Genomic DNA, 13,111 nt, shown 5'->3' on the forward strand with positions numbered 1-13,111 from the left:
TACGGAAAGCGTCAGATAACAGAAGACGCCCCTTCGCCCCAACACCTCGGGTACCGGCAGAAAATACTAAGCCCCCCGAACGCGGCGCGAACCAGACAGAAGTGAGGAGGCGTAATGCTCAACCCCGAAGATCTCTACTTAGCCAACACCAAAATATTGGACGACCCCAGGATGCACGGGCTAACCCTCATCATTGCCCTCTCCAGCCCGCAAGACGCAGGATCCACCGCAGGCCAGCTCGGACAGGTGCTGCTCAGCGAACTCAAAAACATTGAAATCGTCGAGTTCGACAGTGACCAGCTGCACGACTACCGTGCCCGCCGCCCCTACATCCGCTACGAAAAAGACCACTTCGAAAAGCCGCAATACCCGCAGCTGAAGCTCTACGCCGTAGAAGACAGCCTCGACAAGCCGTTCCTGCTGCTCACCGGTGCTGAACCGGACCTGCAGTGGCAGCGCTTCGAAAAGGCGGTGCTGACCATCGCCCAGCGGGTCAAGCCCTCCCTGGTCGTGCTGGTCTCCGCATTCCCCATGCCGGTGCCGCATACCCGCCCCTTCCCGATTACCGCGCACGGCTCCCGCAAGGACCTGATTCGCGGCATCTCCCCGTGGAAGCCCAGCGCGGACGTGCATGCGACCATCACCAACCTGCTGGAAGTGCTCTTCACCGAAAACGGAATCGACACCGTCGGCTTCGGCGTGAACATCCCCCAGTACATTTCGGAGGCGGACCTGCCGCAGGGCACCCTCACCGCCCTCGAACACGTGGGCATGGCGGCGCACCTCTCCCTACCCACCGAGAACCTGCGCGAAGCCGCACGCCACGTGCACAGCCAGATCAACGATCAGGTCAAGCAGAACCCCGAAATCGGTCGCATGATCACGGCCATGGAAGAGAACTACGACGAGAACTTCCGCACCTCCGATATTGCGATTCCCCTCTCGCGACGCGACGCGCACAACGTGCCCAGCCGCGACGAGATTGGTGCGCTCTTCGAGCGGTTCCTCGACGAACAATAGATGCGCGCAGTAGGGGACGCTGCGGGGGAGTGTGAGACATAGGGGAGCGGATGGGTTGCCCGCCGGGTAGCACGTTACAGATATTGCCCGCCAGGTATTGCGTGACAGATTATGACGCGGCACCCCGCGCCGCTGTGGACAAACCTCGGTGAACAAACGAACAATACGAATAAATCTGTGGAACCTTCGGACACATGAACCGAAGTATCCACAGATTTATTTGTATAACCTGCGCACCCGCGCAAACCATGCCACCGTGAAGGCATGAACGCAAACAATACCTCCAACGGCAATATCCCCAACAACGACCACCTCCGCAGCGACCACCTCCACGGCGACTACGACACGCCCCCGCCCATCCGCAACGAATACGACGTGCTCAGCTGCGCCCTCCACCAGCACGGCTACTGGCCCGACCACTCACTCATCATCCTCACCGCAACCGACAACACCCTCGGCCCCAGCCTGCGCGTCAACCTACCCGACGAACCCTGCACCCACAGCGAACGCGCCGACTTCCTGCACGAAACCTTCGCCAAACTCCCCACCTGCCACAACGGCGAAACCCTCACCCGCTTCTACGCCATCATCATCGACGGCGACAACACCGTACGCCAACGCCAACTGCACCCCAACACCGCACAACTTGCCGCCATCGAAGAAATCCAACGGGACGTCGACACCCAAATCCCCATCAACGCATGGCTCCACCTGCTCCACGACCCGCGCATCGTCAGCGAACTACGTTGCGAAGACGTCATCTACGCAGGCGGCGCCAGCATCTGGGCGCTTGACCCCGAACAGCAGGCACTCACCCTCCTGGCACCCATCGAAGAAATCCGCCACAGCAGCTACTACACCTGGCTCACCCGCCACGGCGACACCATCGCCGACACCGCCGAACACAACTACGCCCACAGCCCCTGGGACACCGACCCCACAACCAACCCCGAAACCCGCCACGACTGGGAAAACGCCGTAGAACTCTGGGACCACACCCACACCACCCGCCACGAAGAAGCCCGCAAAGGTGTCCGCACCATCTACCGTCAAGCCCAAATCGACCTCTGCTACTGGGACGCCGCCATCAACGCCGCCGCGCACCTGCTCACCACCCACCCGGTTGATGATGCCGATGCGCCCACCATCGGCGACGCGCCCACCATCGGTGACGCACTCCGCGAACTCATCCCCGCCGAAGTCGCCGGGCACCTACGCGCCTCCATCGCACCGGCAGCCCTCAACCCCATCACCGCCGAAATGCTCACCTACCTCGCCGGCTACGGACTCAACCACGCCCAAAAAGCGCTCGCCTACCTGCACTACTCCGCCCAATACACCTACCACGCCTTCGGAGGCGAATACCCCAGCACCAACCTCGCACCGCTCGAACCGCCCCACTACGGCACCCGCATCACCCGCAAAACCTATATACCCGCCAGCTTCACCCACGCGTTCAGTACCGCGCCCGGCATCGAACAGGGGTACGTACGCGCCGTGCCCGAAAAATGCGTGCAATGGCAAGACTGGATCCGCCGCACTCACCGCACGATTCAAGAGAGCCGCACCATTCAACAGAACCGCAGCAACCAGCACACCAACCTCAACGGCTGGGCACTCGAAAACCTCACCCCCGCCGACCTCGCCAGCGCCGCCGAACTCAACACCATCAGCCGCGACCTGCTCCCACGCCTCGAGGAACACCCCAAAGACCACAACGCCCACAACAAACTCGAAAACCTCAAACAACGAATCGACGAAAGCTGCACCAACAGCGAATACCTCACCAAACACCACGCCGTCTACACCCACTACCTCAACGCCCTCAAAGGAAAACTAGACAGCCCCCACTGGGCACGCCTCAACGCACTCGAACTACTCACCAGCCTGCTCACACCCCACAGCACCGACGGAGAATACGCCGAACTACGCAACACCCAAGCCTGGGCCAACTGGTACAAGGGCTACAGCACCTACGCCCGCATGCTCCGCCAAGAAGCCCACCGCCACACATGCGGAAAGGACCTCAACATCCTCGATGTACACCTCAACGCAGGCAACCTACCCGCCTGGATCAAATACACCATCTGCGGCGAACCCGGAACACACCGCGAACCCATCAGCACCCTCAAACCCCGAAAACCTTAAAAGCCCGGCACCTAAAACCGGCACCTAAAAGCGAGGTACAAAACGAGGGAGGGGCGCGCCACCGGGCACGCCCCTCCCGCACACAGCCGCACTCACCCAAAACCAGGCCCACAAGCCACCCAAACAGCGCGTCAAGTTGAAAGCAACCAAAAATCTGCAATACTTATATATTGACCCCGTACAGTCAATGCGCTATAACGCGCCCTCAAACCGCTCCACACAACGAGCAACGGAACCCTGCAAACCGCCCAACGCACGCGGAATAAAACCCGCCCCCACAGCGTTAAACCAGATAAACGCAGCAAACACCCCGACCGAGGACGCCAGCACAGACTTGACAGGGTCTTAGGTGTTTTGCAAACAAAACACCCCACCACAAGCCAGAAAGGGTTCTAGTGGCACCTGCAACCAGCAAGAAGACCGTGACCGGCGACGCAACCGAAGAAACCGTCGCAAAAACCACCACCAAGACCACCCGCACCAAGAAGGCAACCACCAAAGCCGCAGCGGCAACCGAAGACACCACCGGTGCAACCGCCGAAACCGGTGCTGAAACCACTGCCGAAACTACTGCCGAAACCGAGGCAGACAAGCCCAAGCGCACCCGCAAAACCACCACCAAAACCGCAACCAAGCGCAAGACCGGTGGCCGCCGCAAAAAGAGCGACGACGAATTCGACCTCGCACTCGACGAAGACCTCGACACCACCGACAGCGAAGACGAAACCGACGAAGAAGACGAAGAAACCGCAGCCAAAAAAGAAGAAAAGAAGGCCGCAGAAGAAGTAGCAGCCAAAGGCTCCGGCTTCGTCCTCACCGCAAACGACGACGACGACGCACCCGCACAGCGCGTCGTCACCCCCGGCGCAACCGCCGACCCCGTCAAGGACTACCTCAAGCAAATCGGCAAAGTCTCCCTGCTCAACGCACAGCAGGAAGTCGACCTCGCCAAGCGCATCGAAGCAGGCCTCTACGCCGAACACAAGCTCGCTGAAAACCCCGACATGGACAAAGACCTCAAGAAAGCCCTGCGTTGGGTCGTCCACGACGGCAAGCGAGCCAAAAACCACCTGCTCGAAGCCAACCTGCGACTCGTCGTCTCCCTCGCCAAGCGCTACACCGGCCGCGGCATGCTCTTCCTCGACCTCATCCAGGAAGGCAACCTCGGCCTCATCCGCGCCGTCGAAAAGTTCGACTACTCCAAGGGCTTCAAGTTCTCCACCTACGCAACCTGGTGGATCCGCCAGGCCATCACCCGCGCAATGGCAGACCAAGCCCGCACCATCCGCATCCCCGTGCACATGGTAGAAGTCATCAACAAGCTCGCCCGCGTGCAGCGCCAGATGCTCCAGGACCTCGGCCGCGAACCCACCCCCGAAGAACTCGGCAAGGAACTCGACATGACCCCCGAAAAGGTCATCGAAGTCCAGAAGTACGGCCGCGAACCCATCTCCCTGCACACCCCCCTCGGTGAAGACGGCGACTCCGAATTCGGCGACCTCATCGAAGACTCCGAAGCAGTCGTCCCCGCAGACGCAGTGTCCTTCACCCTTCTGCAGGAACAGCTCCACTCCGTACTCGACACCCTCTCCGAGCGTGAAGCCGGCGTGGTCGCAATGCGCTTCGGCATGACCGACGGCCAGCCCAAGACCCTCGACGAAATCGGCAAGGTCTACGGCGTGACCCGCGAACGAATCCGCCAGATCGAGTCCAAGACCATGTCTAAGCTCCGTCACCCGTCGCGTTCGCAGGTACTGCGCGACTACCTGGACTAGGAAACATCACCTAGATTGAGCGGACGTAGCCGGTTCCCGCTCGCGGGGGAGTGCCCCCTCTGCGGCGCTGAGCGCCTTGAGGACGGAGCCCCCGCTCCGCGTGACCGGCTACTCCGTAAAGGCTTAGTTTTGCTAGTTCTAGCACATACAGAAAAGGCTCTCCGAGATACCGGAGAGCCTTTTCTGCGTATATAAACAGTTTGTATATGCGGCACGCGGTCGATGCTCGCGTAAGTTTTGCACAGCCGGCTTGCGGACGATGCTCGCGGGGGAGTGCCCCCTCTGCGGCGCCCCAATAAGTAAATGAGCCAGCCGCCTTGAGGATGGGGCCTCCGCCATTACGCATGTCCGCTGCGCCGTTGAGGTTCAGCGCCGCTACAGGCTCAGCTGGCGCAGATAGCGGTCCGCCACCGCCTCCACCTGATCCAAACCACTCACACGACCCAGCGCCTCCGACCACGCATCAGCCTCATCGCCACCCACCGGGAAACCAGCCGCCGCCCACAACGCCGCCGTCATCGCACCCACCGAATCCGAATCCGAATCCACCGACACCGCACGGCACAACCCCTCAAACAGGGCACCACGCACCGTCGCATCATCAGCATCAGCCGGCAGACTCTTCACAGCATCCGCCGCGCACCAGAGAGCCACACCCAACAGCTCAGGCGCCGTCCAACCCGTACCAAAATGCTCCGCCACAGCCTCCGGAACCGGCACCGTACCGCCCTCCAACAGCTCGATGGCACGACTCAACGCCGCCGCCGTACGCGAAGCATCACCCGGAATCGAATCATCCGCCGCCACCGAACCACACCACGACAGCACACAACGCGCCGCCTCCAACAACGCACCAAACGAGCCCGACGGAGACGCCAACAAGTCACGCACCAGTAACGCATACGCCGCCGCCGAAGCCAACGCCTCCGGATGCCCATGCGTCAACGCCGCCGCACGCACCGCCAACAAAACCACCGTACGCTCCTGCGCCACCGGCAACACACCCAACGCCGCCGAACGCACCAACGCACCACTACCCAAAGCATCAGGATTCAACGACTTCGACACCAACTGCATCTCACCCGAACCCAACGCCCGCAACGTCGCCGCACCCGGACCACGACGAGCCGTCAACTCCGACGAACCATCAATCTCACGATCCAACGAAAACGGCGCAGACTCCGGCAGGCTCTCACCAATACCGCGGAACCACCGCAAATACGCCAACCACAGACACGCCAACTCATCCGCCGCCGCGCCCTCATTATTCCACTCCAAAACCTCAGTCAAAGCGTCCAGCGTGAAACACGTCAGCTGCGTATCATCACTGACCAGCAGCTCACCAAACGCCGAATCCCACGGCTTAGGGGCGCGCTCCGCAATCTGCTCAGCCGACAACAACTCCAACGGATAACCCAGCGCATCACCCAACGCAGACGCACGCAACAAGCCGCGCACCCTGCCCGCAAACTCAGCCGAAACCTCAGGTGCATGCGTGAACTCAACAGAAGAAAAACTCATAGGGCGATTATCCCACGGGTGCTTAGGATGCGTGGGGGATGTACCAGTCGACTTTGTGCTCAGGATGTGCGGGGGTACCAAGTGGCTTCGTGCTCATGCTCGCGGGGGAGTGCCCCCTCTGCGGCGCCGGGGCGCCTTGAGGACGGAGCCCCCGCTCCGCATGAGCACTTACGCCGCGGTAGGATGCCTACTCCGCGGATGGGGAGACACCGGGGAAGGAGCCCTCGCTCCGCATGAGCACCTACGCCGAGGATGGTTGGCTACTCTTCCTCGCCGGGAATGGAGAGGCTTAGACAAAAACGGCTTTGCGCTCATGCTCGCGGGGGAGTGCCCCCTCTGCGGCGCTGGGGCGCCTTGAGGACGGAGCCCCCGTTCCGCGTGAGTGCCTGCGCCGCGGTGGGGTCTGAACCGCGAATGACGAACTGTGAGGCGCAAAACATGACGCAGTGCCATACTGAAACCATGAAGATTCTGCACACCTCCGACTGGCACCTCGGCCGCACCTTCCACCGCAGCCCCCTCACCCGCGAACACCAGCAGTTCATCGACGAACTGCTCGAATACGTGCACGCCGAAGGCATCGACACCCTCCTCATCAGCGGTGACGTCTACGACAGCACCATCCCCACCGCCGAAAGCACCACCCTGCTCGACCAGGCACTCACCCGCCTCATGCGCGCTGGCGTGCACGTCATCCTCAGCTCCGGCAACCACGACTCCTTCCGCCGCCTCAGCTACGGCGCCGCGTTCTTCGAAGCCTCCGGCGTGCACCTGCGCACCAGCCTCGAAGACGCCACCCGCCCCGTCGAACTCACCGACGGCACCCAGCGCGTGCACGTCTACGCCATCCCCTACCTCGCGCCGCGCCTTCACGCCACCGCCCTCGGCGTTGACCCCACCCACCAGGCGGTCCTCGGCGCCGTCACCAACGCCATCCGCGCCGACGCCGCAGAACGACGCGCCCGCGGCGAAGGTGCCGACCGCATCATCGTCATGAGCCACGCAACCGTCAGCGACACCACCGGCAGCGCAGACACCACACCCCGCAGCGACTCCGAACGCGACATCAGCGTCGGCGGTATCGACTGGGTACCCGCCTCCCTCTTCGACGGCTTCGACTACGTAGCCCTCGGCCACATCCACAAGCGCTACCCCGTCACCCACACCATCCGCTACAGCGGCTCCCCGCTCGGCTTCTCATTCAGCGAAGAACACAACCGCAACGGCGCCTACCTCATCGAACTCAACCCCGGCGAAGAACCCACCATCAGCGGCCACGAATGGGCAACCCGCGTACATATGAAAACCCTGCGCGGCACCATGGAGCAGCTACTCAACAGCCCCGAACACACCGACTACGAACACGGCTACTACTGCCGCATCGAGCTCACCGACGAAACCCTACCCGTCGGTGCCGTCGACCGCCTGCGCAGCCGCTACGAAACCATCTCCCACTTCAGCTACCGCAGCACCCAACCCGCCGCCGACAAACCCGCCGCCGCACAACCCACCCGCGACGCCGACCCCGTCGACACCTTCGACCAATTCCACCAATACGTACGCAACCGCCCCCTCACCAGCGAAGAACGCGACGTCATCACCACCCTCAGCGACCACATCAAAAGCCACAAGGACAACGCATGATCCTGCACACCCTCGAATTCGAAGCCTTCATGGCATACCCCAAGCGCCAAGAAATCAACTTCGACACCCTCAACAGCGCCGGCGTATTCCTGCTCAACGGCCCCACCGGCGCCGGCAAAACCACCATCCTCGACGCCATCTGCTACGCCCTCTACGGCGAAACCAGCAGCGACCGCGAATCCGCCAAACTGCACTCCACCTACGCGGCACACAGCGGCACCAAACCGCGCGTGCTGCTCGACGTGACCCTCCACGGCAAGCGCCTGCGCATCGACCGCACCCCCGCCTACAACAAGCCCATCACCCGCGGCGCCCGCAAAGGCCAGATGCGCGAAGAAAGCGCCAAAGCAACCCTCGCCGAACTCGCACCCGGCGCCGACCCCGCCGACGAAAAAGCCTGGACCCCCATCTCCAGCAGCGTCGCCGAAGTCAACCGCACCATCGCCGAACGCACCCACCTGACCAAAGAACAATTCCTCAAAGTCGTACTCCTGCCGCAGGGCCAGTTCGCGCAATTCCTCAAGTCCAAGCCCAAAGAACGTAAAGAACTGCTCAAAAAGATGTTCCCCGTCGAACACTACGAGCAGCTCTTCGCCGCACTCACCGAAGAAGCGAAAACCGCCCAGCAGGAAGTCGCCCAGGACGAAAACACCCAGCGCGGCTACCTTGAACGTGCCCGCGTAGAAATGCTCGCCCTGCAGGCGCTACTGGATGTTGCGGATCCGGACGCTGAAGATGCTGCAGGGGAGGGCTCCGCTACCGAAGACCCTGTGGAGGCGGAGACTTCCGAACAGCTCACCGCTGAGAGTGTCACCGCCGAAACCCTCGACGCATGGGTCGCCGGCGGAGTAGAACGCGCCCGCGAAACCTCAGCACGCGAAAAGCAGGAGCAGCAGCGCCTCACCGACGAAGCCGACCAGAACACCCGCCTGCTCGCCGAACGCGCCCAGCTGCAGGCCGACTGGCGCGAATACGAGCAGCTCTGCGAGCGCCGCACCCGCCTGACCGAACGCGCCGACGAACACAAGGCGCAGCGTGAAGAGCTGGCGCAGGCGCGTGCCGCCGCGCCCCTGCACGCACAGTACGCGCAGGTCCACGCCGAATCGCAGGCGCTTGCCGCCCGCCAGCAGGAGCAGGCAGCCTGTGCTTCCGCGCTGGATGAGAACGGTCGTGCCCTGCTTGCGGCACTGCGCGATGAGAACATTTCGCCGGAGACCACCTTCCCTGAGGAGACCACCTTCGCCGCACTCCCTTCCCTCGAGCCCGCCGAGCAGGAAATCCAGCTCGAGGCGCTCCTTGACACCCTGCGCGCCCTGCAGAAGAAGGACGCGCAGCTCGCCGACGAGGAAGCCGCCGCAGCCGCCCTGCTGAAGCAGGCTCACTCCCTCGAACAGGATAAGTCGCGTGCCGAAAAGATGCTGAGCGACCTCACCGCCCAGGCCGAGCAGCTTGCCGAAGAACTCGCCGGCTACAGCACTGCCGACGAGGAACGCACCCTTGCCGCGCACCTGGTCACCGAGGCGCAGCAGAAGCACGACGCCGCCCAGCAGATGCAGCAGAAGCTGGACGCCGCCTCCGCCGCGGTCGCAGCTGCCGAGAAGCAGAGCAAGCGCACCGCCACCGCCGAGCAGAAGGCGCAGGAAAAGTGGCAGGCTTCGGCTCAGCAGGCGCTCGCCGCGACGGAGGAGTTCAAGAACCTGCAGGTGTTGCGCCTCGCCCAGGCGTCCTCCCTGCTGGCGCGTGAGCTCAAGGACGGCGAACCCTGCGCGGTCTGCGGCTCGGTCGAGCACCCCGCCCCCGCGCAGATTGCCGAGGGTGAGCAGCTGGTGGAGCGTGCCGACCTGGACGCCGCCAAGGAGCGTGAAGATAGGGCCCACCAGCAGGCGCGCACCCACGAACTGGCTAAGGACCGGGCGACCAAGGCACATCAGGAAGCCTCCGAGGCGCTTGCCGCCGCCCGCACCCAGTACGAGACCCTGGCGGCTCAGGGCGAGTGCGATGTTGAGCAGACTGCCGCCCAGCTGCAGCAGGCGCAGACCCGCCTCGCGCAGGCTCAGTCGCGCGTGACCGCGCGTGACGGCGTGCTGGTGAAGGTTGAGCGGGTGCGTGCCGAGCAGCAGAAGGCTCAGGAGGCGCTACGCACCATCGAGAGCGCGGCGGTTGAGGCTCAGACTCGTCACCGTGATGCTGCGGCGCGCTGTGAGGCGGCTGCGGCGCAGTTGGCGCCTGCTCGTGCGGCGGTGGGTTTTGCGCAGCGTGTTGAGGCTGTGGAGGGCTACCGTGTGGCGCATCAGCGTCTTGCTCGTGCGGTGTTGCTGTTGGGGCAGGCGCGTGAGCGTCATGCTTTGGCGGCGGCGCAGGCGCAGCGTCTGTTGGGCGAGTCGGCATTTGAGAGCGCTGAGCTGGTGCAGGCGGCGGTGCGCACCCCCGAGCGTGTTGATGCCCTGGAGCAGGCTGTTGCCGCGTATGAGTTGGAGCATGCCCGCCTCCTTGAGGGCTTTGGTCGTGAGGCGATTGTTGCGGTGGCGGCGCGTGCCGCCGCTGGTGAGCAGGCGCCGGATGATCTGCAGGGTGTGCGTGAGCAGGTTGAGCAGTTGCGTGCGGCGGCGCACCGTTTGACTCTTCGTGAGGGTGAGCGGGAGAGCGTGCTGCGTTCTTTGCATGTGCTGCGTGGCGAGTATGCGGCGTTCCGTGCGAAGACGGCGCAGCGTTATGACCGTGCGCAGATGTTGGCTAACTTGGCGGCGGCTGCCCGCGGTGATACGCTGGGCGGTTATGAGCATCAGGTTGACCTGGTCAGCTATGTGCTGGGTGCCGAGTTTGAGCGGATTCTGCAGTCGGCGTCGCTGCATCTGGACCGTATGAGTGAGGGCCGCTACGGCATGGTGTTCAGTGATCACCGTGCGAAGGGTAGCCGTTCCGGTGGCGGCCTGAACCTTGAGATTACTGACACCTGGACGGGTGAGCCACGTGAGGCGTCGTCGCTGTCCGGCGGCGAGTCGTTCTTGGCGTCGCTGTCGTTGGCGTTAGGTCTGGCGGAGGTCGTACAGGCGAATAACGGCGGTATCGAGCTGGATACCCTGTTCATTGATGAGGGTTTTGGCACGTTGGACGCCGAAACCTTGGACATGGTGATGGGCACGATCGAATCTCTGCGTGATAGCGGCCGCACTATTGGCCTGATTTCGCATGTGGAGGAGATGAAGAACCGTATTCCGGCGCAGATTGTGGTGGAAAAAGGTCAGAACGGCTCGTCGGTGAGGGTAAACTCCTATTAGGCATAAATTCGCTTCCGGGCCTCTGTTGTAGCATGTCCGGCGGCTTATTCGTGAAAGAGATGATGACCTCGACACCTCAGGACAGGGCACCGAATTCAACGTATCGTGTGGAACCTTCGGCTGATGCGCACACTAACGCATCCGCGCCGGAGGTTCCTCCGCGCACCATGAAGGTGGCGCCCGCCTCCGATGCGCCGGATAAGTTGCGTGCTTCGGGCACGGGTATTCCCACGGTTCCGGGTACGTCCCTGACGGATGTGGTGCGCAGTAACGACCACGTGTTGCAGGAGTTGCCGCCGCGACCGGTGCCGGCTGCGGATGAGGTGAACACGAACGCCTCGCTGCCGGATATTTTGCGTCAGCATTGGGCGTTGTTCCTGCGTAACGGTAAGGAGCAGCGTTACCATCTGCGCGGTGTGCTCCGTGATGAGGGGTTGGCCCGTAATGTGTTGACGATTCTGTTCCATATTCCGGCGGCTTCTTCGGCGTTTGCGCTGTATATTCTGTTGGCGAGCCACCTGGGTAGTGTGCATGATGGCGGCTATGCGGTGGCGGCGTTTGCTGGCGCGTATTCGGTGCAGATTATGCTCGGCCCGATGCTGGTGCGTGCCCTGGGTTTGAGGGCGTTGCTGGCGATTACGTCGGTGCTGAATATTGCTGCGGTGCTGAATATGCTGGTCATTGGTTGGCGTTTGACGGTTGACCCGAATAACGTGAGTACGACATACCATGCGCTCTCTTGCGTGGCGATGGGTTTTACGACTCCGCCGTGGACGCCGTTTGCGTTGGAGTCGCTGTACCGCCGCAACTATAAGTACAGTGATGTTCGCTTGTCGACAGCTGTTTCTTGGGGGACGACGGCGAACCTGTCGATGTACCCGCTGGCTGCTCTGCTGGTGCGGCTGGGCGATGCGTACCTCACCCCGAATCATGAGTATGCGGGCTTCTGGATCACGATGATTCTGGATGCGCTACTGTTCATTGTGGTTCTGGCCGCGCCGATGTGGCTGCCGGATATTTCGCGTATTCGCATGTCTCCGCCGAAGAATCTGGTCCGTCCGAATAAGCAGACGGTGGTGTTGATTCTTGGTCTGGTGCTGCTGGGTGCGTGTATGGGCGCGGTCGGTTCGGGTCTGCTGGGCTTCTCGCTGATTCACGGTTCGATGAACCTGTTCATGGCGATGGTTGCGACCGGTACCGGCGCGATGGTGCTTGTGTCTTTCCCCGTGGTTTTGGGTGCCCGTTCGGTGAACCCGTGGCATGGCTGGCTGGCGAGTGGCGTTCTGCTGATTATGGCGGCGCTGTACTTGCCGGCGAGCGATGATACGTCCACGATTTTCTATGCGTTGGTGCTGTGTGGTGCGGTGCTGGGTGTGGCGTTTGGCGGTCATGAGCTGTGGCTGAACCGTTCGCTCAAGCATATTCCGGATGCTCAGGCGAGCTTCTTTACCCGTTCGATGCTGGGCGTTGGCATGGCGATGGGTAGCATGTGGGGCGGCTATATGGGCGATGCTCCGTATTACCGTAATGCGTTTATGGTCCCGGTGATTATTGCGACGCTGTATTTTGCGTTGGGTCATTTGTTTGGCTATTTGTGGCGTGAGGAGCATGAGGAGCAGCTGGCTCCTTTGGCTGAGACGGAACGCGGCTAGTTTAGGGCGCTGCTAGTTCCTTGCGGCTTGTTCCCTGCGGGCAGCTTGAGCGTGCCGAGCGCATGCTAAAAGG

At 62.4% G+C, this 13,111-nt stretch carries 7 protein-coding genes; 6 read left to right on the top strand and 1 reads right to left on the bottom strand.

What is annotated here, in order from left to right; translation table 11 throughout:
- The first annotated feature begins 114 nt into the window (after positions 1-114).
- The 3 genes from LPB405_RS07785 (at position 115) to LPB405_RS07795 (ending at position 4,943) form a co-directional block, all read left to right on the top strand.
- Positions 115-1,020: a PAC2 family protein gene (locus LPB405_RS07785; RefSeq protein ID WP_219101082.1), complete on the top strand. Its 906-nt coding sequence runs from the start codon at positions 115-117 to the stop codon at positions 1,018-1,020.
- Positions 1,021-1,284: 264 nt separating this feature from the next.
- Positions 1,285-3,168, top strand: coding sequence for a metal-dependent hydrolase (locus LPB405_RS07790; RefSeq protein ID WP_219101084.1), 1,884 nt, complete (start codon positions 1,285-1,287; stop codon positions 3,166-3,168).
- Positions 3,169-3,563: 395 nt separating this feature from the next.
- Positions 3,564-4,943 (top strand): RNA polymerase sigma factor, encoded by a 1,380-nt coding sequence (locus LPB405_RS07795; protein ID WP_049352557.1) that lies wholly within the window; start codon positions 3,564-3,566, stop codon positions 4,941-4,943.
- Between the two features lie 375 nt (positions 4,944-5,318).
- On the opposite strand, the gene LPB405_RS07800 is transcribed toward LPB405_RS07795, so the two are convergent.
- Entirely contained in the window at positions 5,319-6,464 is a 1,146-nt protein-coding gene (locus tag LPB405_RS07800) for an ADP-ribosylglycohydrolase family protein (protein WP_219101086.1), read from the bottom strand.
- Positions 6,465-6,902: 438 nt separating this feature from the next.
- Between LPB405_RS07800 and LPB405_RS07805 the strand changes: the two genes are divergently transcribed.
- The 3 genes from LPB405_RS07805 (at position 6,903) to LPB405_RS07815 (ending at position 13,038) form a co-directional block, all read left to right on the top strand.
- Positions 6,903-8,108, top strand: a complete 1,206-nt coding sequence (locus LPB405_RS07805; RefSeq protein ID WP_257604900.1) for an exonuclease SbcCD subunit D — start codon at positions 6,903-6,905, stop codon at positions 8,106-8,108.
- Positions 8,105-11,386 (top strand): AAA family ATPase, encoded by a 3,282-nt coding sequence (locus tag LPB405_RS07810; protein ID WP_219101088.1) that lies wholly within the window; start codon positions 8,105-8,107, stop codon positions 11,384-11,386. Before LPB405_RS07805 ends, LPB405_RS07810 begins: the two co-directional genes overlap by 4 nt.
- A gap of 62 nt (positions 11,387-11,448) precedes the next feature.
- A complete protein-coding gene (locus LPB405_RS07815; RefSeq protein WP_257604901.1) occupies positions 11,449-13,038 on the top strand; it encodes an MFS transporter in 1,590 nt (529 codons plus the stop codon).
- The last annotated feature ends 73 nt before the right edge of the window (positions 13,039-13,111 follow it).

Origin of the sequence: Rothia mucilaginosa, from assembly GCF_019334805.1 — a bacterium.
GTDB lineage: Bacteria > Actinomycetota > Actinomycetes > Actinomycetales > Micrococcaceae > Rothia > Rothia mucilaginosa_C.

Bases quoted from the DNA above. Each gene is read 5' to 3' on its own strand.
- LPB405_RS07800 (WP_219101086.1), bottom strand. From the start codon at position 6,464: ATGAGTTTTTCTTCTGTTGAGTTCACGCATGCACCTGAGGTTTCGGCT.
- LPB405_RS07790 (WP_219101084.1), top strand. From the start codon at position 1,285: ATGAACGCAAACAATACCTCCAACGGCAATATCCCCAACAACGACCAC.
- LPB405_RS07805 (WP_257604900.1), top strand. From the start codon at position 6,903: ATGACGCAGTGCCATACTGAAACCATGAAGATTCTGCACACCTCCGAC.
- LPB405_RS07785 (WP_219101082.1), top strand. From the start codon at position 115: ATGCTCAACCCCGAAGATCTCTACTTAGCCAACACCAAAATATTGGAC.
- LPB405_RS07815 (WP_257604901.1), top strand. From the start codon at position 11,449: ATGACCTCGACACCTCAGGACAGGGCACCGAATTCAACGTATCGTGTG.
- LPB405_RS07810 (WP_219101088.1), top strand. From the start codon at position 8,105: ATGATCCTGCACACCCTCGAATTCGAAGCCTTCATGGCATACCCCAAG.